This is a genomic window from Streptomyces sp. NPDC048462 (assembly GCF_043200175.1).
GTDB lineage: Bacteria > Actinomycetota > Actinomycetes > Streptomycetales > Streptomycetaceae > Streptomyces.
The window spans coordinates 348,929-373,204 of the sequence record NZ_JBICXG010000003.1 but is presented as its reverse complement, the minus strand read 5'-3'; the positions used below and the strand labels follow the sequence as shown (position 1 = coordinate 373,204).

The 24,276-nt window shown below is 72.3% G+C and carries 17 protein-coding genes; 10 read left to right on the top strand and 7 right to left on the bottom strand.

The window, feature by feature from the left end:
• Positions 1-25: 25 nt before the first annotated feature.
• Positions 26-1,678 (bottom strand): MFS transporter, encoded by a 1,653-nt coding sequence (locus tag ACGFU6_RS07665; protein ID WP_393608794.1) that lies wholly within the window; start codon positions 1,676-1,678, stop codon positions 26-28.
• 554 nt (positions 1,679-2,232) lie between these two features.
• Between ACGFU6_RS07665 and ACGFU6_RS07660 the strand changes: the two genes are divergently transcribed.
• On the top strand, positions 2,233-3,213 hold the full coding sequence (locus ACGFU6_RS07660) for a TauD/TfdA dioxygenase family protein (protein WP_393608792.1): 981 nt from the start codon (positions 2,233-2,235) through the stop codon (positions 3,211-3,213).
• Between the two features lie 36 nt (positions 3,214-3,249).
• A complete protein-coding gene (locus ACGFU6_RS07655) occupies positions 3,250-3,480 on the top strand; it encodes a hypothetical protein (protein WP_393608790.1) in 231 nt (76 codons plus the stop codon).
• Positions 3,481-3,530: 50 nt separating this feature from the next.
• Here ACGFU6_RS07655 and ACGFU6_RS07650 read toward each other — a convergent pair whose 3' ends face one another.
• A complete protein-coding gene (locus ACGFU6_RS07650) occupies positions 3,531-5,759 on the bottom strand; it encodes an alpha-galactosidase (protein ID WP_393608789.1) in 2,229 nt (742 codons plus the stop codon).
• A gap of 154 nt (positions 5,760-5,913) precedes the next feature.
• Here ACGFU6_RS07650 and ACGFU6_RS07645 point away from each other — a divergent pair, with 154 nt between their 5' ends.
• Positions 5,914-7,101 carry an ROK family protein gene (locus ACGFU6_RS07645; protein WP_393608788.1) on the top strand — a complete coding sequence of 396 codons (1,188 nt, stop codon included), beginning with the start codon at positions 5,914-5,916 and terminating at the stop codon, positions 7,099-7,101.
• 42 nt (positions 7,102-7,143) lie between these two features.
• Here the strand turns inward: ACGFU6_RS07645 and ACGFU6_RS07640 are convergent, their stop codons facing one another.
• Complete coding sequence (locus ACGFU6_RS07640) at positions 7,144-7,911, bottom strand: NPP1 family protein (protein ID WP_393608786.1); 768 nt, start codon at positions 7,909-7,911, stop codon at positions 7,144-7,146.
• A gap of 230 nt (positions 7,912-8,141) precedes the next feature.
• On the opposite strand from ACGFU6_RS07640, the gene ACGFU6_RS07635 reads away from it, so the two are divergent.
• The 3 genes from ACGFU6_RS07635 to ACGFU6_RS07625 all read left to right on the top strand — a co-directional run bounded on the left by ACGFU6_RS07635 (position 8,142) and on the right by ACGFU6_RS07625 (position 13,853).
• A complete protein-coding gene (locus tag ACGFU6_RS07635; RefSeq protein ID WP_393608785.1) occupies positions 8,142-9,329 on the top strand; it encodes an ROK family protein in 1,188 nt (395 codons plus the stop codon).
• 195 nt (positions 9,330-9,524) lie between these two features.
• Positions 9,525-11,363: an alpha-galactosidase D gene (locus tag ACGFU6_RS07630; protein ID WP_393608784.1), complete on the top strand. Its 1,839-nt coding sequence runs from the start codon at positions 9,525-9,527 to the stop codon at positions 11,361-11,363.
• Positions 11,364-11,432: 69 nt separating this feature from the next.
• Positions 11,433-13,853, top strand: a complete 2,421-nt coding sequence (locus ACGFU6_RS07625; protein ID WP_393608782.1) for a glycoside hydrolase N-terminal domain-containing protein — start codon at positions 11,433-11,435, stop codon at positions 13,851-13,853.
• 73 nt (positions 13,854-13,926) lie between these two features.
• On the opposite strand, the gene ACGFU6_RS07620 is transcribed toward ACGFU6_RS07625, so the two are convergent.
• Genes ACGFU6_RS07620 through ACGFU6_RS07610 form a run of 3 tightly spaced genes read right to left on the bottom strand, consistent with a single transcriptional unit; the run spans position 13,927 to position 17,611 of the window.
• Positions 13,927-16,068, bottom strand: a complete 2,142-nt coding sequence (locus tag ACGFU6_RS07620) for a xanthine dehydrogenase family protein molybdopterin-binding subunit (protein ID WP_393608781.1) — start codon at positions 16,066-16,068, stop codon at positions 13,927-13,929.
• The gene (locus tag ACGFU6_RS07615; RefSeq protein ID WP_393608779.1) at positions 16,065-17,057 is read right to left on the bottom strand and encodes an FAD binding domain-containing protein; all 993 of its coding nucleotides are present in this window, start codon (positions 17,055-17,057) and stop codon (positions 16,065-16,067) included. Before ACGFU6_RS07615 ends, ACGFU6_RS07620 begins: the two co-directional genes overlap by 4 nt.
• Positions 17,054-17,611, bottom strand: a complete 558-nt coding sequence (locus tag ACGFU6_RS07610) for a (2Fe-2S)-binding protein (RefSeq protein ID WP_393608778.1) — start codon at positions 17,609-17,611, stop codon at positions 17,054-17,056. The genes ACGFU6_RS07615 and ACGFU6_RS07610 overlap by 4 nt, the downstream gene beginning before the upstream one ends.
• Before the next feature lie 261 nt (positions 17,612-17,872).
• Here ACGFU6_RS07610 and ACGFU6_RS07605 point away from each other — a divergent pair, with 261 nt between their 5' ends.
• Positions 17,873-18,484, top strand: a complete 612-nt coding sequence (locus tag ACGFU6_RS07605) for a TetR/AcrR family transcriptional regulator (RefSeq protein ID WP_393608777.1) — start codon at positions 17,873-17,875, stop codon at positions 18,482-18,484.
• Positions 18,485-18,493: 9 nt separating this feature from the next.
• Positions 18,494-18,901 (top strand): molybdopterin-binding protein, encoded by a 408-nt coding sequence (locus tag ACGFU6_RS07600; RefSeq protein ID WP_393608776.1) that lies wholly within the window; start codon positions 18,494-18,496, stop codon positions 18,899-18,901.
• Positions 18,902-18,922: 21 nt separating this feature from the next.
• Here ACGFU6_RS07600 and ACGFU6_RS07595 read toward each other — a convergent pair whose 3' ends face one another.
• Positions 18,923-20,443: a helix-turn-helix domain-containing protein gene (locus tag ACGFU6_RS07595; protein ID WP_393608775.1), complete on the bottom strand. Its 1,521-nt coding sequence runs from the start codon at positions 20,441-20,443 to the stop codon at positions 18,923-18,925.
• Positions 20,444-20,686: 243 nt separating this feature from the next.
• Here ACGFU6_RS07595 and ACGFU6_RS07590 point away from each other — a divergent pair, with 243 nt between their 5' ends.
• Together ACGFU6_RS07590 and ACGFU6_RS07585 are read left to right on the top strand one after the other, a co-directional pair.
• Positions 20,687-21,511 carry an FAD binding domain-containing protein gene (locus ACGFU6_RS07590; RefSeq protein ID WP_393609070.1) on the top strand — a complete coding sequence of 275 codons (825 nt, stop codon included), beginning with the start codon at positions 20,687-20,689 and terminating at the stop codon, positions 21,509-21,511.
• A complete protein-coding gene (locus ACGFU6_RS07585) occupies positions 21,508-24,264 on the top strand; it encodes a molybdopterin-dependent oxidoreductase (protein ID WP_393608773.1) in 2,757 nt (918 codons plus the stop codon). Before ACGFU6_RS07590 ends, ACGFU6_RS07585 begins: the two co-directional genes overlap by 4 nt.
• The last annotated feature ends 12 nt before the right edge of the window (positions 24,265-24,276 follow it).

Genomic DNA, 24,276 nt, shown 5'->3' with positions numbered 1-24,276 from the left:
TGTGCGCGTCGGGGGACGGGAGGCCTCAATCCGGATCGGGGGGATCCTGGCCGCCCGGCCGCGGCGGCTGCCGCGCGGGGTCCGGCCGCCCCGGGGCGACCGCTTGCTGCGGGGCATCACCGGCCCCCGCCGCTCCGGGCATCGCCGCGCCGTCGCCCCGCAGGCGCTCGATGTCCGAGGGGCGCACCTTGACGATGATCAGCGCGATCAACGCGGCCACGACGGCGAACACGACAGCGGTGACGAAGGCCTTGGAGATGCCCGTCACCAGCACCTGCTCGCCCCAGTGCCCGGGGAGCTGGCCGGTCCTGCGGAACTGCGCCACCTCGGCGCGGGTCGCCTGCGACAGGAAGCTCGGGACCTGATGGGTGGCCTCGTTGCGGCTGGCCGTACCGAAGACCGTGACCAGGATGGACAGGCCCAGCGAACCGCCCACCTGTTGCATGGTGTTGAGAATTCCGGACGCCGCGCCCGCCTCCCGCGACGCCACACCGGACACGGCCATCAGCGTCAGCGACACGAACTGCAGCCCCATGCCGAGCCCGAACACCAGCACCGGGCCGAGCAGACTGCCCAGGTACGTGCTGTCCGCGTCCGCCTGCGTCAGCCAGCCGAGCCCCGCGGCGCACAGGAGGGAGCCCGTCACCATGAAGGGTTTCGGCCCCCATCTCGGCAGCAGCCGGGAGGTGAAACCGGCGCCCACGGCGATGATCGCGCTGACCGGCAGGAAGGCGAGGCCGGCCCGGAGCGGGCTGAAACTCAGGATGTTCTGCACGAAGAGGGTCAGGAAGAAGAACATTCCGAACATCGCGGCGGACAGGCACAGCATCATCCCGTACACACCCGCGCGATTGCGGTCGCGGAACATCCACAACGGCGTGATGGGCTGCCTCGACCGGCCCTCGATCGCGATGAACACGGCGAGCAGCACGACGGCGGCGGCGAAGGCTCCCAGGGTCAGGCTGTCGCTCCAGCCCTCCTCGGACGCACGGATGAAGCCGTAGACCAGCAGCACCATGCCCAGCGTGGCCGTCAGCGCCCCCACGGCGTCGAAGTGTCCCGGGTGGCGCTCGGACTCCCGGATGAAGCGGGGTGTGGCGAGCACGATCAGCAGCGCGATGGGGACGTTGACGAAGAAGATCCACCGCCAGTCGAGCCATTCCACCAGCAGCCCGCCCGCCAGCAGGCCGATGGCGCTGCCTCCTGCCGAGACGGCGGCGAAGACACCGAACGCCCTGTTGCGGTCCGGCCCCTCGCGGAAGGTCGTGGTGATCAGTGAGAGCGCGGTCGGCGAGGCGATGGCTCCGCCGACGCCCTGGAGCGAACGCGCCGCGAGCAACTGCCAGGATTCCTGGGAGAGGCCGCCGAGCAGCGAGGCGAAGGCGAAGAGCACGACGCCGAACATGAAGACCCTGCGGCGGCCGAGGATGTCTCCGAGCCGCCCGCCCAGCAGCAGCAGTCCGCCGAAGGTCAGCGTGTAGGCGTTGACCACCCAGGAGAGGTTCTCGGTGGAGAAGCCCAGCGCGGTCTGGATGTGCGGAAGGGCGATGTTCACGATGGTGATGTCGAGGACCACCATCAACTGGCAGGAGCAGATGACGAGTAGGGCGATCCCGCTGCCGTGTGCCCCCTTCGGGGATTCGGCAGCGCGCCGGGGTGTCACGTGGGATTCCGTCATGGGATCGCTTGCAGACTCAAGCCGTTGAGTGAACGCATACGTTCACTCACACGAGATTAGTCCTGCCCGTCGGCCCCCGCCAATCGATGGAGGCCCGGGGGCGGGCGGCGCGGGGGCGGGCGCGACATTACGGCGGCGTGAAATCGCGCGGGCCCTCGCACCCGGTCCCGCGGCGGCCGACGCGGGTGGTCGGGAGCGGGCCGTGAAGCGCAGGTCAGAAGCGGTTTGACGGCGTCCGTCCGGCTGGGCGGCGGGCCGCGCGCGGGCACCCAGCGGGGAGCCGGTGCGTGGTTGACGTACCCGGCGGGCGCTGCGAGTCTCCGGAACATGTTCGCGACGGTCACTCCCGATACGCGGCCCGCTCCGCGCGTCGGCCGCACCGCACCGCAGCCCGGGTGTCCGGGCCGCTGTAGCGCTGCCTGACCGACCCCTGTCGCACGGACTTCCGCTTCCCGCAGCTCCACGCCTCCCACGCATCCGCATCCGGCCCCGCCGCGTCCGACGGCGGGCGTTTCGCCGCCCGGACGGGCGTGCCCACCGAAAGGAATCCCGCGATGTCCTCGGCAACCACAGCTCCCGCTCCCACCACCATCACGGTCCAGAAGCTCGGCGGCCGCATCGGCGCCGTCATCTCCGGAGTACGTCTCGGGGGCGGTCTGGACCCGGGGACGGTCGCGGCCGTCCGGGCCGCGGTCCTGGCCGGCAAGGTCGTCTTCTTCCGGGGCCAGGACCACCTGGACGAGGACAGCCACGAGGCGTTCGGCAGGCTGCTCGGCACCCCGGTCGCCCACCCGACCGTCCCGTCCGCCGACGGCCGCTACTCGCTCGGCATCGACTCCGACCACGGCGGCCGGGCCAACCAGTGGCACACCGACGTCACCTTCGTACCCGCCTATCCGGCCTTCTCCATCCTGCGCGCGGTCACCGTCCCGCCCTACGGCGGCAACACCCTGTGGTCCAACACCGCCGCCGCGTACGCCGGGCTGCCCGAGCAGCTGCGCACCCTGGCCGACAGCCTGCGGGCCGTCCACTCCAACGACTACGACTACGTCTCGGTGCGCCCGGACGCGCTGCCCGAGGCGCTCGCCCAGTACCAGAGGGTGTTCGCCTCGACGAAGTTCCTCACCGAGCACCCGGTGGTCCGCGTCCACCCCGAGACGGGCGAACGGGTGCTGCTCCTGGGCAACTTCGTCCAGCGCATCAGCGGACTGACCGGCCGCGACTCGCGCGCTCTCGTCGAGCTGTTCCAGTCCCACATCGAGCGCCCGGAGAACACCGTGCGCTGGCAGTGGCAGGCCGGCGACGTAGCGATCTGGGACAACCGCGCCACCCAGCACTACGGGGTGGACGACTCGGACACCCACGAGCGCAAGCTGCGCCGCGTGACCATCGACGGCGACGTCCCGGTCGGCACGGACGGCAGGCCCTCCACCCTCATCAGCCCGACGGAGGTGCCCGACCCGGACTTCGGCATCGCGTCCGGGGCCTCGGCGGACCCGTTGGCAGCGGCCGGGGACCGACAGGAGCGAAGGTAAAGACTCCTCCCATTGCGCAACCTTTAAAGTATGGGCATGGATACCGATTGCACGACACGCGAGGAGCACGCCGTGCTCGTCGGGGGCCCCGCCCACGGCCTGCGCCTGCGCGTCACCGACCGGCCGACGGTCCTGCAGATCACCCGCCCCTGCGAGGTGGAGGCCGCACCGGGCGGCGTCCGGGCCGAGGCCCTGTACGTGTACCGGCTCGGCCTGCTCCCGGGCGACGGGCCGCTGCGCTACGGCTACGACGCCGCGAGCCCGTGACCCCGCCCGGTGGTCCACCGCTCAGCCCGCGCCGGACCGGTGGACCGCGGTCAGCCCGCGGACACCTGCGCCGCGACCTCGATCAGCAGCGCCTGCCCCGGGTTGAGCGTCGGCATCGGCAGCCCGGCACCGGTCAGCACGGCGCCCGGCACCGGGACCCAGCCGTCGAGCGCCGCCGTGCACCACAGGGGGCTGGCGACCTGGTGGAGGGCGGGCAGTCCCGCCTCCGTACGGATCCGGACCCGGTAGGAACGGCCCGGGGTGAGGCCGGGCAGCCGGACCCGGCCGGACTGGCCGGGCACGGACGTCTCCGTGCGCGTCCAGCAGTACAGCGCGGAACCGGTGTCCGGCGCGACCACGCCGTGCAGCTGGGTCGCCTCGTCATCGAGGTCCGCCCTGACGACCCGTCCGCCGTGCAGGAGTCCGCGCAGTTCCTTGTAGAGCGCCGCCCACCGGCCCAGCGTGACGCGTTGCGCCGGGGTGCGCGCGGTCAGGTCGTCCTCGATGCCCGCGTGGCCGAACAACGCGGTGATCAGCCGGAAGGAGTCATCGGTGACCCGCCCCGTCGTATGGCTGCGCGGACCCCCGACGTGGGCGCCGACCAGCTCGGGCGGCAGCAGCTGCCCGGTCCAGCGCTGGATGGCCTGGCGCTCCACCGGGTCGTTGCAGTCGGACGCCCAGACCCGGTCAGTCCGGGCGAGCACGCCGAGGTCCACCCGGCCGCCGCCGCTGGAGCACGACTCGATCTCCAGCGCGGGGTGGCGCGCCCTGAGCGCGTCCATCAGCCGGTACAGGGCCGCCGTCTGAGCATGCACACCGGGCCGGTCGGCGCCGTGCGCACCGCGCCGCACCGCTTCGTGCAGGTCCCGGTTGTGGTCCCATTTGAGGTAGTCGATGCCGTACTCGCTCACGAGGGCGTCCAGCCGCTCCAGCAGGTGGGCGAAGGCGTGCTCGTCGGCGACGTTGACCACGTACTGGTGCCGGGAGCTCGGACCCACGCCGGCGGACGGGCCGAGAATCCACTCGGGGTGCTCGCGGGCCATCCGCGAGTCGAGGTTCACCATCTCCGGTTCGACCCAGAGCCCGAACTGCATCCCGTGCGCGTGCACCCGCTCCGCCAGCGGGGTCAGCCCCTCGGGCCACACCTGCGGGTCCACCGTCCAGTCACCGAGCCCCGCCGTGTCGTCCCGGCGGCCGAGGAACCAGCCGTCGTCCAGGACCAGGCGCTCCACCCCGACTTCGGCTGCGGCGTCGGCCAGCGCGAGCAGCCGTTCGGGGCGGTGGTCGAAGTACACCGCCTCCCAGGTGTTCAGGGTCAGCGGCCGAGGTGTGGACGGATGGCCGGGCCGGGCGCGGAGCATCGCGTGGAAGCGGCCGGCCAGCCCGTCCAGCCCTTCCCCGGACCAGGCGAAGAAGCATTCGGGCGAGGTGTACCGGTCGCCCGGGGCCAGCCGGATCTCGCCGGGCGCCAGCAGTTCGCCGCCGCCGAGGACTCCCCCGTGTACCCCTGCGCCCTCGGGCAGCCGCTCGGCCAGCCAGCGCTGGTTGCCGCTCCAGCCCACATGCAGGGCCCAGACCTCACCGGTGCGGAACCCGAATCCGGGCACCCCGACCGTCAGGAGGTGCGGGGCGTCCAGTCCCGGCTTGCCCCGGCGCACCTCACGGACGTGTCCGGCGAACGCCAGCCGGCCGCGCTGCGGGGTGCGTTCGCGGCACCACTTCCCGGTGAAGTCCAGGATCTCCTGGGCGCGGCTCGGCAGCGGGAGCAGCGCGGTGGTGGCGGCGAGGTCGTACGGGACGGCGCCGGCGGCGGAGTCCGGACCCGGCCCTGCGGCGGGGTCCGCGGCGGAGCCGGCCGGACACGAGAGGCTGGTGCGCACACCCAGGACGCCCGAGGGGTCCAGCCGGTAGGTGAGGGTGATGTCGAGCGCGGCGTCCGTGTCGCGGAGGGCGATGAGCAGTTCGCCGGGGCGTTCCTCGGCTCCGGTCATCACGGCCCTGGGCGCGGTGGCCGTCCCGGCGCGGTGGCCCTGCTGGGCCGGGGTGCCGAGCCAGCCATCGGCTTCGGTGGGCCAGACGGTGAACTGCCTCGGTTCGTCGAGCGAGTTGTTGAGCGTGGCGGCGTCGGCCGTCAGCCCGAGGGCCGCGAGACCCTCGTCGGACAGCTCACCGAGATCCTCGCCCCAGTGCAGGACACGGGGCAGCGGAGTGCGGAGTTCGACGACGAAGCTCACCCCGGCCGCCCGCAGGTGCGCGATCCGGGTGGTGGTGCGGGTCATGGCATGTCCTCTCGAGAGCGCGGCGACTGTAACGAGAGTTTCCTTCCATCGTCAATATATTCTCCATGGGCTCAAGGCCATTTCCCTGTTCCTGGGTGTTTCACGCTCCCGGTCCCACCTCCCTTGCTTTCGGCCAGAAGGTAATCTCCACGGGGTGAACCTCTCCCGGCAGCCGCCGTCCGCTGCCCTCGTCCTCCAGGCCCTGCTGACCCAGGGGCCGTTGACCCGGGCGGAGCTCGGACGCCGCACCGGCCTCTCCTCCGGGGCCGTCACCAAGGTCTCGGCACCCCTGCTCGACGACGGCTGGATCACCGAGCTCGGGCCGGCCGGTGAACGGCAGCCCGGCCGCCCGGCCACACTGGTGGCGGTGCGGCCCGAGCGGGCCGGGTTCATCGGCATCAAGATCACCTCGGACGAGCTCATCGGCATGCTCGTCGACCTCACGGCCGCGCCCCTTGCCACCCAGCGGGTCCCGCTGCGCTCGCGGGACGTCGGCACGGTGGTGGGGGCCGTGGCCCGGCTGGTCGGCTCGCTCTCCGGGCGGGCCGGAAAGGGGGCGAACGGGTCCGGCCCGGCGGTGCACAGCCTCGGCGTGACGGTCTCCGGCGATGTGGACGGACCCAGCGGCACGGTCCGCTACTCGCCCTTCCTCGACTGGCACGGCGTCCGGCTCGCCACCCTGGTGGAGGAGGCCACCGGCATCGCGACGGTGATCGACAACGACGTACGGGCGCTCACGGTCGCCGAGCAGTGGTTCGGCGCCGGGGTCGGGCTCTCCTCGTTCGCCCTGGTCACGGTCGGCGCGGGGGTGGGATGCGGGATGTCCGTGCACGGCCGGGTGGTCTCGGGCGCGTTCGGGGTCTCCGGCGAACTGGGGCATCTGCCCGTCGGCGGAACGGACCGGGTCTGCACCTGTGGCAACACCGGCTGCGTCGAGGCCGTCGCGTCCACCCAGGCCATCGTCGACCAGGTGCGGGAACAGACGGGCGACACTGCTCTCTCGCTCGCCGGTGCCGTGCGCCTGGCCCGGTCCGGGGACGCCGCCGCGCGCGACGTCTTCACCCGGGCGGGGCGGGCGCTGGGACTGGCGATCGCCTCGGTGGCCAACCTCATCGGCCCGGAGCGCATCATCATCTCCGGCGAGGGCGTGGCGGCCTACGACCTGTTCTCCGACGAGATCCGGCGGACCTTCGGCGCCCAGGCCTTCGGCGCCGCCGCCCGGTGCGAACTCCTGGTGCGGCCGCTGCCGTTCGAGACATGGGCGCGCGGTGGCGCGGCGATGGCGGCCCACCGCCTCTTCGCGCCGCTGCCCGGCCGGTCCGGCGGGACGGGGCGGCGCTGACCGGCGCCGCCGCGCCCCGCCGGGCCGCTCGCGCCCGGCCCGTCAGGCGTTGGGGTCGAAGGGGATACCGGCGGGCATCGCCTTCTGCAGGTGCCCGGCGAGGTTCCCGTCCTTCAGGCCGAAGACGGCGCTGCCGAAGTCGGCCTGAACCAGCTTGTCCCGCAGGCCCTCGGGATATCCGTTCCAGCCGACGAGGTCGGGGAACTGCCACTGGTGGTAGTGGTTCTCGGGCGGCTCGTCGCCCGAGGTCGCGGGACGGAAGCAGTGCGTCCCGATCCCGTCCTTGTGGTAGACGGCCTTGGGATGGGTGCCGTCCCACTGGATCCGGTCCCGGCCGTAGACGCTGAACCCGCCGTGCGCCGAGGTGGAGACGTACTTCGCCTCGTTGTCCTGCACCCAGACCACGACGTGCTCCCAGTCGTGGCGGTGCCCGCCGAGACCGCTGCCGGCCACGGCCTGGTCCTTCTCGAAGTAGAGGCCGTAAATGATGGCGCACCAGCCGTTGTTGCACTTGGAGCGCGCGTAGCCGTTGGTGTTGTCCAGGTCCCAGGAGTCGTGACAGCTGCCATTGACGGCTCCGGTGGTCTTCAGCCCGGGGGCTATGGTGCCGTCCGGGCCGATGGCGGGGGTCGGATAGCAGCCGTCCCCGTCGTAGTCGTACGCCGGCTGGAAGGTCTGTTCCAGCCCGTCGGCGTTCGCCGGGAGCGCGCCCGGCACGTCGGCGAAGGCGCTGCCCGGCGACGCCAGGACCAATACCCCGGCCGCGGCCAGCACGAGGGGCACGTTGCGGATCCGTCGTCTGTTCTTCACTGGTTCCTCCTGGTCGAAAGGGTCGGGCCGCACCAAGCGGTGTCATGCCCATGGCGATCCTCGGGGAACCCCGAAGTCCTGCCGGGTACGGGGGATTTCGCGGCGATGACCACGCGGCCAACTGCCCGGCTGCGCACCGGGCGAGGCCGGCCCGGCCCGCCGCCACGGCACCTTGGCGAGGTTGACTTTTTTTCTTGACAGAGGAAATTAACTCCCCTACGTTTCCGGCCATGTCATCGACCAACCTCGTCGAGACGTTCCCGGCGCCGACGCCGGCTGCCTCTCTGGTGTTCACCACAGCCCTGTCCCAGGGGCCGCTCTCCCGGGTGGAGATCGCGCGCAGGACCGGACTGTCGTCGGCGGCCGTGACCAAGGCCGTACGCCCGTTGATGGCGACCGGGTACTTCGTCGAGGAGACCGACGGCACCGCGCCCGCGACGGTCGGGCGGCCGGCCAACCCGGTCCGGGTCAACGGCGGGCGCGCCCTGTTCATCGGCGTCAAGGTGACCGCTGACGAGGTCATCGCGGTTCTCGCGGACCTCTGCTGCCGGATCAGAGTGGCCCGCCATGTGCCGCTGTCCGAGCGGTCGCCCGCCTCGGTGATCTCGGTCATCGCCGCGCTCAGCGGCGAACTGCTCATCGAGGCGGGGCGGTTCGGCGTCGGAGTGCGCGGGCTGGCCGTGGCGGTCTCCGGCGATGTGGACCGGGCCTCGGGCGTGGTCCGCTACTCCCCGTTCCTCGGCTGGCGCGATGTCGGCCTGGCCGGGGCGGCGCGGGCGGCGACCGGTCTGCCGGTCACCGTGGACAACGACGTCCGGGCGCTGACCGTGGCGGAGCAGTGGTTCGGCGCGGGGGCCGGGCGCTCCGGATTCGCGCTGGTCACGGTCGGGGCCGGGATCGGCTGCGGACTGGTGGTCCACGGCCGGGTCGTGGCCGGGGCACACGGGGTGGCCGGTGAGATCGGCCATCTGTCCATCGACCCGGACGGGCCGCTCTGCCACTGCGGCAACCGGGGCTGTGTCGAGGCGATCGCCTCGGACTCCGCCATCGCGCGCAGCATCCAGGAGCGGACGGGGCAGCCAGTCGGCGGACCGGCGCACGCGCTGGAACTGGCCAGGGCCGGTGACGCGGTGGCCCGCGAGGCCTTCGCCCGCGCCGGGGCCGCGATCGGCCGGGCCATCGGGGCGGTCGCCAATCTGCTCGGCCCCGAGCGCGTGATCATCTCCGGCGAGGGGCTGGCCGCGTACGACCTGTTCGCCTCACAGATCCGGGACGCGTTCGCCGCCACCGTCTTCAGTACGGCCGCGCGGTGCGAGGTGATCACCCGCCCGCTGCCGTTCGAGGAGTGGGCGCGCGGCGCCGCGGCCACCGCCATCCAGACCTTCATCGGACCCGACACCTTCCAGGAGCAGCGATGACCGAGCAGGGCCGCACACCGGGACCGTCCAGGAGCGGCGCCTTCCGAGGCCGCCGGCGCTGAAGGGCGCACGCGCGGGCGCACGGCGGACCGGCCCCGAGCCCTCCGGTACGCGGCCACCGCACCCCGCGCACCCACCACCGACCTGCCCCCTCTCCCCCACCGCCGCCTACGACCAGAGCAGGAGACCACCCGCATGCCCTCCCCCGCCCGCACCACGAGACGAGCCGCGCGCGCCGCGATGGTCCTCGCAGTCACGGCCGCCGTCGCCGTCGCCGTACCTCCGGCGCAGGCCGCACCCGACACCGCCCCGGCCACGCCGTCCGCCGCCGCCCCGGCGCCCGCCGCCGGACAGGGCCGGGCCCAGAAGCCGTTCATGGGGTGGAGCAGCTGGTCGATGCAGACCAGCTCGTACCCCGGTCTCAACCCCACCGGCCAGTACAGCTATCTCACCGAGGCGAACGTCCTCAAGCAGGCCGACGCGATGGCCGCCAAGCTGAAGCGGTTCGGCTACGAGTACATCAACATCGACGCGGGCTGGTGGCGCGACCAGGACTGGACGCCGGAGTTCGACGGCTACGGGCGCCAGCAGGCCGACCCGGAACGTTTCCCGCGCGGAATGAAGCCGGTCGCCGACGAACTCCACCGCAAGGGCCTCAAGGCCGGCATCTACCTGCCGGTCGGCCTGGAGAAGGAGGGGTACGGCGACGGCAAGCTGCCGATCTGGAACGCACCGGGCTGCACCACCGGGGACATCGTCCACAGTGATCTGCGCACGACGAACGGCTGGGACAGCTCGTACAAGATCGACTTCTCGCGGCCGTGCGCCCAGAAGTACATCGACTCCCAGGCCCGGTTGATCGCCGACTGGGGATACGACTTCCTCAAGCTCGACGGGGTCGGCCCGGGTTCCTTCAAGAGCGGTGACAACTACGACAACCGGGCGGACGTCGCCGCCTGGAAGAAGGCCATCGCGCGCGCCGGCCGCCCCGTCCATCTGGAGATCTCCTGGTCGCTGGATGTCGACTACGCCGACAGCTGGAAGGAGAACTCCGACGGCTGGCGGGTGGACACCGATGTCGAGTGCTACTGCGAGACGCTGGTGACGTGGGACAGCTCGGCGAAGGCCCGCTGGCGCGACACCCCCGCGTGGACCCGGCACGCGGGTCTGGGCGGCTGGAACGACCTGGACGCGATCGACGTCGGCAACGGCGAGATGGACGGGCTGACGAAGGCCGAGCGACAGAGCTACATGACGCTGTGGTCCATCGCCAAGTCGCCGCTCTACTCGGGTGACGACCTGACCAAGCTGGACGCGTACGGCGTCTCGCTGCTGACCAACCGCGAAGTGCTCCGGGTCAACCAGCGGCCGGGCGCACCGGCCCACCCCGTCACGACGGCGGGCGACGAGCAGGTGTGGGCGGCCAGGAACCCCGACGGCGGCTACACCGTGGCGCTGTTCAACCTCGGCTCGTCGCCCGCCCCGGTGACGGCCCGCTGGTCGGCACTCGGCTTCAGCGGCAAGGCGTCCGTGCGCGACCTGTGGAACAAGGAGAGCCTGGGACAGCACAAGGACGGCATCACCGAGGCCCTGCCCGCACACGGTTCGCGGCTGTTCACCGTCGCCCCGCACGGCTCGGGACTTCGGACCACGGCGTACGAGGCGGAGTCCCCGGCCAACACGCTCTCCGGCCACGCCGAGGTCGCCGGCTGCGACGACTGCTCCGGCGGCAGGAAGGTCGGCAACCTCTACGAGGGCGGCTCGCTGAGCTTCGAGAACATCGAAGCGGCGCGGACCGGAACGTACTACGTCAACGTGGCCTACACCTCCGGTGACGAGCGGTCCGTCGAGGTCTCGGCCAACGGGAAGCCGGCCACCAAGATGGTCTTCCCGTCCAGCGGGGGCTGGGGCGCGGCCGGGACCATCAGTGTTCCCGTCACGCTCAAGGCCGGCCGCAACACCGTCACCTTCGACAGCGGCGCCTCGGGCTACTCGCCCGACATCGACCGCATCGACGTACCGAAGCGGAGCTGACGCCCGGCGCTGCCCCGAGCCGCCCCAGCGCTTCTCCCCGCCCGTCATCCGCACCGGAATGGAGTCCCCGTGAACCACCAGCACCCGCAGCCGCCCGCGCAGCCCGGTCCCGACCACCCGAGCCGCCGCCGTCTGCTCACGCTCGCCGCCGCCGTCGGCTCGGCCACCGCCCTGGGCGCGCTGCCCGCCTTCGCCGCCTCACCGGCCCCGGAGCGTCCCGCCGCGGCCCCGCCGCGCGCACCCGGCCGGCCCACCGAACTGTGGTACCGGGCCCCCGCGTCCGCCGATTCGATGATCGGGCAGGCCCTCCCGGTGGGCAACGGCCGGCTCGGCGCGCTCGTCGGCAACGACCCCGCCCGCGAACTGCTGCACATCACCGATGCCACCCTGTGGACCGGCGGGATCAACGACGAACTGGACGCGGACGGTCAGTTCCCTTACGGGCGTGCGGACTTCGGAAGTCTCACGCTGCTGGGCAACGTGACGGTCGACATCCCGGACCACGAGCTGTCCGCGGTGTCCGGCTACCGCCGCGGCCTCGACCTGGCCCGGGGCGTCATCACCTCCCATTACACCCGCTCCGGTGTGACGTACGAGCGCAGCGTCTTCGCCAGCGGGCCGGACGACGTCGTGGTCATCCGGTTCACCCAGCGCGGCGGCGGCCACTACACCGGCACGCTCGCGCTGGACGGCACGCACGGCGAGACCACCTCGGCGGACGGGCGCGGGGCGGAGCTCTCCCTGGCGGACTCGTTCGACAACGGGCTGCGCTACGGGGCGGTCGTCCTGGCGCAGAGCCGCAGCGGCAAGGTGTCCACGGACGGCGGCCGGATCACCTTCACGCGGTGCGCCGACCTCACCGTGGTGATCAGCGGCGGGACCGACTACGCCCCCGACGCGGCCAAGGGCTACCGCAACCCGGGGCTCGACCCGCTCGCCCTCGCGCGCACCAAGGCCCGTGACGCGGCCGCCGTCTCCGCCACCGAACTGCTGCACACCCATGTGGCCGACCACCGGAGCCTGTTCGACCGCATGACCCTCGACCTGGGGGCCTCGACACCGCAGCAGCGCTCCCTGGACACCTGGGAGCGACTGCGGGCCCGTACGGCACAGGGCGATCCCGATCCGGAACTGGAGGCGCTGTACCTCCAGTTCGGCCGCTACCTGATGATCTCCGGGTCGCGGGGCGGGCTGCCGGTCGCGCTCCAGGGCCTTTGGCTGGACGGCAACGACCCCGACTGGATGGGTGATTACCACACCGACATCAACATCCAGATGAACTACTGGATGGCCGACCGCGCTGGGCTGTCCCCCTGCTTCGACGCGCTGACGGACTACTGTCTCGCGCAGCTCCCGTCCTGGACCGAGGTGACCGGCAGCCACTTCCAGGATCCGGCCAACCGCTTCCGCAACTCCAGCGGCAAGGTCGCCGGCTGGACCGTGGCGTTCTCCACGAACATCCACGGCGGCCTCGGCTGGTGGTGGCACCCGGCGGGCAACGCCTGGCTGTGCAACTCCCTCTGGGAGCACTACGAGTTCACCCAGGACCGGTCACACGTGGCGCGCATCTTCCCGATGCTGAAGGGTGCCTGCGAGTTCTGGGAGGCGCGGTTGCTGACCACGACCGTCACCGATGCCGCGACGGGCGAGCGGCGGGAGGTCCTGATCGCGGACAGCGACTGGTCCCCGGAGCACGGGCCGCAGGACGCGAAGGGCAACACCTACGCCCAGGAGGTGGTCCGGGATCTCTTCCTGCACTTCGAGGAGGCGTGCGCGCTGCTCGGCCGCGACGCGCGGTACGGCGCGGCGGTGGCGAAGATGCGCAAGCGGCTGTACCTGCCCGAGGTCAGTCCCAAGACCGGCTGGCTCCAGGAGTGGATGTCTCCGGACAACCTGGGCGAGACGACGCACCGTCATCTGTCGCCGCTGATCAGCCTCTTCCCCGGGGACCGGATCCGGCCGGGTGCGGTCTCCGACGAGCTGCTGGCCGGGGCCACCGCGCTGCTGGAGGCCCGCGGCATGGAGAACTTCGGCTGGGCCAACGCCTGGCGTGCGATGTGCTGGGCACGGCTGAAGAACGCCGACAACGCCTACCGGCTCGTCGTCAACAACCTGCGGCCCTCGGTCAGCGGCAGCAACGGCTCCGCGATGAACCTGTTCGACATCTACCAGGCCGAGCCGGACCGAGGCATCTTCCAGATCGACGCCAACTTCGGTACGCCCACGGCCATGATCGAGATGCTCCTCTACTCGCGGCCCGGCCACATCGAGCTGCTGCCCGCCCTGCCGGCGGCGTGGGCGGGCTCGGGGTCGGTCACCGGACTGGGCGCGCGCGGCGGCTTCGTGGTGGACCTGAGCTGGCGCGACGGGAAGGTGCGCGAGGCGCGGATCCGCAGTGTCGGCGGCCGCACCACCGAGGTGAGCTGGAAGGGCGTGACCCGGAAGGTGGAACTGCGGCCCGGCGGCTCGGTCGCCCTGCGGAAGTTCTGACCCCGGCGCAGCAGCCGGTGCGGCCAGGGGCGGCGTGGCCCTTCCGGGTCACGCCGCCCCTGGCGTCCGCGGGTCAGGCGCGCGGGGCCTCCTGCGCCGCGCGCAGGACGCGGTCGGGACGGATCGGCAGTTCCCGGTGGCGGACGCCGGTGGCGTGCCACACCGCGTTGGCGATCGCCGCGGCGACGCCGACGACTCCGATCTCGCCGATGCCCTTGATCCCGACGGGGTCGCCGGGCACGTGGTCGTCCACCCAGTCCGCCTCGATGACCGGCACATCGGCGTGCGAGGCGAAGTGATAGCCGGCGAGGTCCGCGCCGACGTGGCCGCCGGAGGCCTGGTCCCTGATCGCCTCCTCGTGCAGGGCCATCGACAGCCCCCAGGTCATTCCGCCGACGAACTGGCTGCGGGCGGTCAGCGGGTTGACGATGGTGCCCGCGGCGTAGATGCCGAGCAGCCTGCGCACCCGCACCTCGCCGGTGGTGACGTCCACCGCCGCCTCGGCGAACTGCGCACCGAAGGAGTGCCGTTCCAGCTGCGGGAGGGTGCCGATGACCTCAGCGGTGTTCGACCTCGCGGTGATCCCCTCCGGCGGAATGCCCCCGCCCAGGGCCAGCCGCTCCCGCAGCTCCCCGGCCGCCAGCATGACCGCCCAGGCCCAGGAGCGGGTGCCCATCGAGCCACCGGCGATCATCGCCGGGCCCAGATCGCTGTCGCCGATCCGCACCAGGACCCGGTCCGGGTCCACCTCCAGGGCGTCGGCGGCGACCAGTGTCATCGCGGTCCTGGCACCCGTCCCGATGTCCGCCGCGTTGATCCGCACGGTGAAGCCGCCGTCCTGCTCCGCGGTCACGGCGGCGGTGGACGGGCTGACCCCCGAGGGGTAGGTGGCCGCGGCTGTGCCGGTCCCGAGCAGCCAGCGGCCCTCGCGGCGCACACCGGGGCGCGGGTCGCGCTCCGCCCAGCCGAACCTGCGGGCGCCCTCCTCGAAACACGCCACCATGTTGCGGCTGCTGAACGGCAGCCCCGACACGGGTCCCACCGAGGTGTCGTTGCGGATGCGCAGCGCGACCGGGTCCACGCCGCACTTCTCGGCCAGTTCGTCGAGCGCCGATTCGACGGCGAAGGACCCCGGCGCCTCGCCCGGTGCGCGCATCCAGGTCGGGGACGGCACGTCGAGCCGCACCAGCGTGTGCCGGGTGCGGTGCGCGTCGGCGTCGTACAGGACCCGCCCCAGCACGGCGCTCGTCTCGACGAACTCGTGCACGGTCGACGTCAGGCTCTGTGCGCGGTGGTCGAACGCGCGCAGCCGGCCGTCCGCGTCGGCGCCGAGCCTGACCCGCTGCGCCGTGGGGCTGCGGAACCCCACCAGCGAGAACATCTGTCGCCGGGTCAGTACGACGCGTACGGGACGCTGGAGGACGGTCGCGCCCATCACCGCGGCCACCTGATGGGGGCTCAGGCCCTTGGAGCCGAAGGCCCCTCCGACGTGCTCGGAGCGTACCCGAACGGCTGACGGGTCGAGGGAGAAGATCAGTGCGAGCTCGGCGGCCACCCAGGTGCTGCCCTGGTTGGAGTCGACGACGTCGAGCCGGCCGTCGTCCCAGCGGGCCGTCGCCGCGTGCGGCTCCATCGAGCTGTGGTGCTCCTCGGGCGTGGTGTAGTCCTCGTCCACGACGAAGGCGGCCCCTGCCAGCTCGGCCTCCAGATCGCCCTTGGACGTCTCGGCCTCGGCCATCACACCGCTCGGCGGGACGTACGCACCGGGGTGCCCGGCGAAGAACGCCACGTCGTGCGGCTCCTCCTCGTCGTAGCGGACGACCAGCGCCTCGGCAGCCTCCCGGGCCTGTTCGGACGTCTCGGCCACGACCATCGCCACCGGCCAGCCCACGAAGGGCACCCGGTCGTGCTGGAAGAGGCCGACGACCGGGTTGGGCCGTCCCAGCATGCCGACGTAGTCGGTATCGACGCGCGGCGCGTTCCCGTGGTGCAGCACCGTGAGGACTCCGGGCATGGCCAGGACCTCGGTGTCCCGCACCTCGCGGATCCGGCCGCGGGCCACCGTCGAGAGCACCAGCCAGCCGTGGGCGAGGTCCGCGAAGGGGATCTCGCCCGCGTAGCGGGCGGCTCCGGTGACCTTGTCGTGGCCCTCCACCCGGGTGCGGCCCGAGCCGACGGCCCCGGTGAACGCCGCGCTGTCGGTCGTCGTGGTCATCGGGCTGCCTCCTCGGCGAGTTCACTCAGCACGGCCACCACCAGGTTGCGGATCAGCGTCGCCTTGTACCCGTTCTCCGGTAGCGCCTCGGCCGCTGCCAGCTCGGCATCCGCAGCGGAGGCGAACGCCTCGGCGCTCGCCGGTCCGCCGGTCAGCGCCCGCTCGGCGGCGCGGGCCCGCCACGGCCGGGACGCGACCGCCCCGAACGCGAGGCGCACTTCGGTCACGACGCCGTCCCGGACGTCGAGCGCGGCGGCGACGGAGCCGACCGCGAAGGCGTACGAGGCGCGTTCGCGCACCTTGCGGTACCGGGAGTGCGCGGCGACCGCGGCCGGCGGCAGGGTGACACCGGTGACGAGGGCGCCCGGCGGCAGGGCGGTCTCGATGTGCGGGGTGGTGCCCACCGGCAGGTAGAACTCGGCGATCGGCAGTTCGCCGGGCCCCTCGGCCGTCTCGTAGGAGACGACGGCGTCGAACGCGGCGAGCGCGACGGCCATGTCCGAGGGGTGGGTGGCCACGCAGTGCTCGGAGGCGCCGAGGATCGCGTGGTTGTGGTGCTCGCCCGCGACGGCCGGGCAACCGCTGCCCGGAACCCGCTTGTTGCACGGCTTGGCGAGGTCGGTGAAGTAGCCGCAGCGGGTCCGCTGGAGCAGGTTCCCGCCGACGGTGGCCATGTTGCGCAGCTGTCCGGAGGCGCCGGCCAGGAGCGCCTGAGCCAGCGCCGGGTAGTGCCGCCGCACCTCGGGGTGGGCGGCGAGATCGCTGTTGGTGACGGTCGCGCCGATGCGCAGGCCGCCCTCCGGGGTGAACTCGATCGTGTCCAGAGGCAGTTCCTGGACGTCGACGAGGAGTGCGGGGCGCTCCACACCGGCCTTCATCAGGTCCACCAGGTTGGTGCCGCCACCCAGGAAGCGAGCCTGCGGGTCGGTGCCGAGCACCGCGAGTGCCCCGGAGACGTCGAAGGCGCGCTCGTAGCCGAATTCCCTCATGCGACCTGCTCCTTGACCCCGTCGGCGGAGGCCGCCGCGGCGCTCGCGACCGCCCGCACGATCGACACGTAGGCGCCGCAGCGGCAGAGGTTGCCGCTCATCCGCTCGCGGATCTCCTCGGCGGTGAGCGCGGGCGCCCCCGCTTCCGGCCGGACGTCCTCGGTGACGGCGCTCGGCCAGCCCGCCGCGTGCTCCTCGATCACGGCGAGGGCGGAACAGATCTGGCCCGGGGTGCAGTAGCCGCACTGGTAGCCGTCGAGGTCGAGGAAGGCCTGCTGGACGGGGTGCAGCCGGTCGCCGTCGGCGACGCCTTCGATGGTGGTGATCTCGCGCCCCTCGGCAGCGACCGCGAGCTGCAGGCAGGACACGGCTCTGCGCCCGTCGAGCAGCACCGTGCAGGCACCGCACTGCCCCTGGTCGCAGCCCTTCTTGGTGCCGGTCAGATCCAGCCGCTCGCGCAGGGCGTCGAGCAGGGTGGTGCGATGGTCGACGGGCAGCGTGTACTTTTCGCCATTGATGTTCAGGGTGATCGCACTGGACGTCGATGGGGCCATGAACAGCCTTCTTTCGCGTTGCTGATGCGCGTCGTCGAACGAGACGGGTCCCGGCGGACGGCCCGGGAGGGAGAGGGGTGGAGAGAACGGGGCGATACGGGGCCGATTGCGCAGGTGAGGGTGGGGCACCGGCCGGCCGTACTGGCTGGAAATGCCGCTAAGGTAAGGCTAAGCGGACAGCTGTCCGCCAGTGATCAAACCTAGTGGACAGCTGTCCGGTTATCAAGGGCGGCCATGGCCGCGAGCCCGGAAGGAGGACGTGTGCAGGACGGGAAGAACGCCCCGCTGCGTCCCGACGCACAGCGCAATCGTGAACGCATCCTGGAAGTCGCGCTGGCCGAGCTGACGCTGGCCGCGGACGCACCGGTGAGCGTGATCGCCAAGAAGGCCGGCGTCGGGCAGGGGACGTTCTACCGCAACTTCCCCAACCGGGAGGCGCTCGTCCTGGAGGTCTACCGCTACGAGATGCAGCAGGTGGCCGGCTCCGCGGCCCAGTTGCTCCTCACCCACGACCCCGACCGGGCCCTGCGCGAGTGGATGGACCGGCTCGCGCAGTTCGCCATGGCCAAGGCGGGTCTGGCCGAGGCGTTGCGCACGACGGTCAGCCGGCAGGGCGGCCTGGCCCGGCTGGGCCACGGCCCGGTGACCGGGGCGGTCACGATCCTGCTGGACGCCAACGAGAGGGCGGGCACCATCCGTACGGGGCTGACCGCCGAGGACTTCCTGCTCGCCATAGCCGGGCTCTGGCAGATCGACCCGCACAGCGACTGGCAGCCGCGCGCCGCCCGGCTGCTGGACCTGGTGATGGACGGGCTGCGGGCCGGCGCGTCCGGCGGCAGCCGCCCGGCACGTGATCCGAACGAAAGGCCCTAGAGTGCGCGGGTGCCCTCGTACAGCATTGGCCAGGCCGCGGAGCTGCTGGCCGTCAGTCCCGAGACCGTCCGCCGCTGGGCCGACGGCGGCCACCTCGTCATGGACCGGGGCGGCTCGGGAAACCGGGTGATCGACGGTGTCAGCCTCGCGGGTTTCGCCATGGAGCGTGCCGCAGGGCTGCATCCCGTGCCCGGGGAGGTGCTGACGTCGGTCCGGAACTCCTTCGCCGGGATCGTCGTCTCGGTGACGGCCGACGACGTGGTGGCGCAGGTGGAGATCCAGTCGGGGCCGCACCGGCTGGTGTCGCTGATCAGCCGCGAGTCGGTCGATGAACTCGGCCTGGCGGTCGGGGTCATGGCCACGGCCCGGGTGAAGTCGACGAACGTGCACATCGACCGGCCGGGCAGCCGGGGCTGATCCCTTCCCGCGCTCTCGCGGTCAGCGGCACATCAGGGCGGCCTGCAGATCGAGCCGGTGATCGAGGCGCGAGAGATCGCGGCCGGTGAGCTGCTCGATGCGCCGGACCCGGTAGTGGACGGTGTTGACGTGCAGGTGCAGTGCTTCCGCGGCGCGGGCCCAGGAGCAGTTGTGGGCGAGGAAGACTTCGAGGGTGTGCAGCATCATGCGCTGCGAGGCGCCGTCCCCGTCGGTCAACGGGCCCAGGGTCCGGGCGCTGAAGACCTCGCGCACCTCCCCGGGGAGTCCCGCGAGCAGGGTGCGCAGGGTGGTGAGGTCGCCCGCCGAGGTCAGTCCGGCCGCCGCGGGCCCGGTGGCACGGGACGCCGTGAGGGCGTAGCGGGCCTGTACGAGACTTCCGTGCAGTTCCTCGGGACCGGCGGCCACCGCGCCCACCCCGCCGTGGAGTGCCCCGCCCGGGTGGCAGCCGTCAAGGACGGGCCACAGCTCGCGCAACCGGCCCTCGATGTCTTCCGGTTCGCCCCGGACCACGGCCACGGCCACGCCTGCCGTGAGCCGGCCCACGGCGAAGGGCCGGCCGGGGTCGTGGTGCAGGGCCTCGGCCAGGGCGTCCGCCGCCGCGCCCGCGTCGTCCTGGTGGGCCGGCCGGGCGGCGACCACCTGGTAGGGCCCCATGCCGGAGAGGCCGCAGCCATGGAGTGCGACGCGCAGTGACGTCCCGTCGGTGTGCGGGGCCTCGATGAGCGAGACGAGCTCGTCGCCCCTGCGGCGTGCCGCGTTCTCGCCGGGGGCGGCGCGGTGCCGGTGCTGGGCGAGCACGTCGGCTATCTCGTGCAGCACGCGGGGCGGCGCCCCTGCCGTGTCGGGGACGTAGAGGTGCCAGACGTCGTAGGGGGATCCGTCCGACTCGATGCGCAGGGTGACCCCGGCGGAGCCGTGCAGGCGTTCCGCGCCGCGTCGTGCGGTCAGCGGCGGGGCCGACGGGGTGCGTGCGAGGGTGCGTCCGGTCGCGCTGAGGAGGTAGGCGGGCGGGGTGCCCAGGTGGGCGAAGGCCCGGTCGAGCAGCGTGTCCGGGTCCGCGCCGGCCGCGAGCAGGGCGCTGAGTTCGTTGCGTACGTTCTCCGGGGTCGCGTAGTGGTGCGTCGGGCGGCGGCTGAGATCGCCCCACTGCCGCAGGTAGACCGCCTCGGTGATGGCCCGGAAGCTGGTGCGCGCGGGGACGGCGACGAGGGTGACGCCATGGGTCCGGCAGGCGTCGACCAGGACCTCGGGCACGGTGCCGTGCGTCTCCTCGCCCGCGAGCAGGGCCACGGCACCGGCCGCCCGCAGCGCGGTGACGAACCGCTCCGCCTTCTCGGGCTCGTCGGTGGGGCGCCACCACACCAGGCCGCTGAGCACGATCTCCCCCTGCTGGAGGAAGCGGGCCGGGTCCTCCAGGTCGGTGGCGGTGACCCCGCTGATCTCCCGGACCGGCAGGGGTTCCTCGCCCCACAGCAGGGTGAGGCCGAGCGATTCGAGCTGGAGAAGGTGTTCGACGTGCATGGTGTGACTCCTTGCGCGACTGCCGGGTCCGGGCCCCGACATCTCACATTCACGAGGCGACTGCGAGTCCGGCCATCGTAAATGCCAGGTGAAGTGATAGATACACCTCTTGGTGGATCCTCCAGGACGTGACGCGGGAGCTGGTGTTTTTCCGTGTGGTGCACCAGTCGTGCGCGAGGCGGCGGCGTTGCTTCACTGAGGTTCTCGATGGCCGACGACGCAGCGGCCGGAGTGGAGAACGACATGGATCTCAACACCGTGCGGGACATCCGGGACGCCCGTTCCCACGAGCCCTGGCGGCCCGGTGACGCCTGGCTGGGCGGGGGCACCTACCTGTTCTCCGAGCCCCAGCCCCATCTGCGGCGGCTGGTGGATCTGAGCAGGATGGGCTGGGAGCCGGTCACGCACCACCCGGACGGTTCCGTGGAGTTCGCCGCGACCTGCACCATCGCCCAGCTGTCCCGGCACGGGAAGCGCAGCCGCGTACGGGCGGCGCCGCTGTTCGAGCAGTGCTGCCGGGCCTTCCTCGCCTCCTTCAAGATCTGGAACATGGCCACCGTCGGCGGGAACCTCTGCAACGCCCTGCCTGCCGGGCCGATGATCTCCCTCACCTCGGCCCTCGACGGGGTGTGCCTCCTCCAGGCCCAGGACGGCTCCCTGCGCCGGGTACGGGTGGCCGATTTCGTCACCGGCGCCGGGCGCAAGGACCTGGGCGAGGGCGAGCTGCTGCGCTCCGTCACGCTGCCCGCCCGGACGCTGGCCGCCCGCACCGCCTTCCGGCAGGCCTCGCTCTACGGCCTGGGCAGGTCGGGCGCCCTGGTCATCGGGGTGCTCGACGAGCAGGACGGCTCGCTGGCCGTGACGGTCACCGCGGCGACCGTCCGTCCCTTCCGGTTCTGGTTCCCGCTGCCACCGGACCGGAAGGGGCTGCGCGGCGCCCTGGAGACGGCCATCGGCGACGGCGACTGGTTCGACGACATCCACGGACTGCCCGCCTGGCGGCGGCACATGGCCTTCCGCCTGGCCGAGGAGGTCCGGCGCGAGCTGACCACGGAAGGTGTGCGATGAGTTTCGGTATCCATGTCAACGAGCAGCCCTTCGACGCCGAACCCCGGCCCGGACAGTGCCTGCGCACCTATCTGCGCGACCGGGGCTGGTTCGGGGTGAAGAAGGGCTGCGACGCCGGTGACTGCGGGGCCTGCACCGTCCACGTCGACGGGGAGCCGGTGCACAGCTGCATCTACCCGGCCCTGCGGGCAGGCGGCCGGTCGGTGACCACCGTGGAGGGCCTGGCGACGGACGGCGAACTGCACCCCGTGCAGCAGAAGTTCCTGGACGCACAGGGGTTCCAGTGCGGGTTCTGCACCGCGGGGTACCTGATGACCACCGCCGCCCTCGACGAGGACCAGCTCACCGACCTGCCCCGCGCGTTCAAGGGCAACCTGTGCCGCTGTACCGGCTATCGCGCCATCGAGGACGCGGTGCGCGGTGTGAAGCACGTCGAGGCCCCGTGCGCGGGCGCGGCGGTCGGCCGCAGCCTGCCCGCCCCGGCGGGCCCCCAGGTGGTGACCGGGACCGCCCGGTACACCTTCGACATCGACGTTCCCGGCCTCCTGCACATGAAGCTGCTGCGCTCCCCGCACGCGCACGCCCGGATCACAACAATCGACACCTCGGCCGCGCTGCGCGTCCCGGGGGTGCGCCTTGTTCTCACCCACCACGACGCCCCCGAACGGCACTACTCCACCGCCCGGCACGAACACCCCACCGAGGACCCCGACGACACCCGGGTGCTGGACGACACCGTGCGCTACATCGGCCAGCGGGTGGCCGCGGTCGTCGCCGACAGCGAGGCGGCGGCCGAGGAGGGCTGCCGGCGCGTCGAGGTGACGTACGAGGTGCTGCCGGCCGTTCTGGACCCGGAGGCGGCGATGCTGCCGGGGGCGCCGGTCGTGCACGCCAAGGACGCCGCGGAGGCCCGGATCGCCCGGCCGCTGGACAACGTCGTGGGCGAGTCGCACGGTGAGATCGGCTCGGTCGACGAGGGTTTCGCCGCGGCCGACGTGGTGTACGAGGAGACGTTCCGTACCCAGCGGGTCCAGCACGCCAGCCTGGAGACGCACGGCGCGGTCGCCTGGTTCGAGCAGCCGGAGGAGGGGCCGGAACGCGTCGTGGTGCGCTCCAGCACCCAGACCCCCTTCCTCACCCGGCGGGCGCTCTGCGCCCTGTACGACCTGCCGCTGGAGAAGGTACGGGTCCTGGCGGGACGGGTGGGCGGCGGTTTCGGCGGCAAGCAGGAGATGATCGTCGAGGACATCGTCGTACTCGCCGCGATGCGTCTGCACCGTCCGGTGAAACTCGAGTACACCCGCGCCGAGCAGTTCTTCGGCGCTACCACCCGGCACCCGTTCACCGTGCGGGTCAAGGCCGGGGCCAGTCGCGACGGAGCCCTGACCGCGCTTCAGCTGCGGGTGGTGTCCAACACCGGGGCGTACGGCAACCACGGGCCGGCCGTGATGTTCCACAGCGTCGGTGAGTCGATGGCCGTCTACCGCGCCCCGCACAAGAAGGCGGACGCCTACGCCGTCTACACCCACGCCGTGCCCGCGGGCGCGTTCCGGGGTTACGGGCTCGGGCAGGTCGTCTTCGCCATGGAGTCCGTCATGGACGAACTGGCCCGGCTGCTCTCCATGGACCCCCTGGAGTTCCGCGCACGCAACATCATCGGCCCGGGTGAGCCCATGATCAGTCCGGGCGGCGAGGAGGAGGACCTGCACATCGCCAGCTACGGTCTCGACCAGTGCCTCGGCATCGTCCGGACCGCACGGGCCGAGCCGCCGGACGCGGCATCCGAGGGGTGGCTCGTGGGCGAGGGCTCCGCGCTGTCCATGATCGCGACCGGGCCGCCCGGCGGGCACATCGCCGACGCCCGGATCAGCCTGCTGGCCGACGGGACCCTCGATCTGGCGGTGGGGACGGCGGAGTTCGGCAACGGCACCACCACGGTCCACCGGCAGATCGCGGCGGGCGAGCTGGGCACCACCGTCGACCGGATCGCCGTGCGCCAGTCGGACACCGACGTCGTGAAGCACGACACGGGGGCCTTCGGATCGACCGGGACCGTGGTGGCCGGGAAGGCGACGCTCCGAGCCTCCCAGGCCCTGGCGGAGACCCTCCTCACGTTCGCGGCCCAGCACCTCGGGGTGCACCGCGACGAGTGCCGCCTCCTGGAGGACGCGGTCGAGCACCGGAACACGCGGATCCTGCTGAAGGAGCTGCACGCCGCGGCCCAGTCGGCGGGCCGGGAACTCGCGGCGGACGGTCACTTCGGCGGGACGCCGCGTTCCGTCGCCTTCAACGCCCAGTGGTTCAGGCTCGCCGTCGATCCGGGCACGGGCGAGATCAGGATCCTGCGCAGTGTGCACGCGGCGGACGCGGGCAAGGTCATGAACCCGATGCAGTGCCGGGGCCAGGTGGAGGGCGGAATCGCCCAGGCCCTGGGTGCCACGCTCTTCGAGAACGTGCGGCTGGACGAGCGGGGCAAGGTCACCACCGCCGCGTTCCGCCAGTACCGGCTGCCGCAGTACTCCGACATCCCCCGTACGGAGGTGCACTTCATGGAGACCGTCGACTCGATCGGCACGCTGGGGGCGAAGTCGATGAGTGAGAGCCCGTTCAACCCGGTCGCGCCGGCGTTCGTGAACGCCCTGCGGGACGCCACCGGAGTCCGGTTCACCGAACTGCCCCTCACCAGGGACCGGGTCTGGGTGGCCCTGGACGAACAGGCCCGCGCCCGGTCCGGCCGGCCGGGCGGCCGGTGATCCGGGGATACG